Source organism: Psychromonas arctica (assembly GCF_038155225.1).
In the GTDB taxonomy this organism is placed as follows: Bacteria; Pseudomonadota; Gammaproteobacteria; order Enterobacterales; family Psychromonadaceae; genus Psychromonas; species Psychromonas arctica_B.
In genome coordinates this window covers 1-209 of sequence record NZ_JBAKBA010000442.1, presented here as the reverse complement: position 1 = coordinate 209, position 209 = coordinate 1, and the positions used below count along the sequence as shown (strand labels likewise).

1 pseudogene is annotated in these 209 nt (G+C 38.8%); it reads right to left on the bottom strand.

Annotated features, from left to right (window positions below):
- Nucleotides 1–170, bottom strand: a pseudogene (locus V6255_RS19460) (ABC transporter substrate-binding protein); the annotation flags it as partial.
- Nucleotides 171–209 lie beyond the last annotated feature (39 nt).

Below are 209 nucleotides of genomic sequence, written 5' to 3'. Positions count from 1 at the left end.
GCGTCACAGTCGAAACCAAGCTCAAGGATAAAACGGTCTACATTAGCGATTAAAGTTGCACAGCTCCAACTCATGTCAGCGATGGTGACTTTGCCACATTCACTAGCGACAGCTGGCATAGTGAAAGAAGCACATGCCAATACAATAGAAGACGAGATAATCTTCCGCATATTAATATCCTTATTAATTATTAATATTATTATGAATCA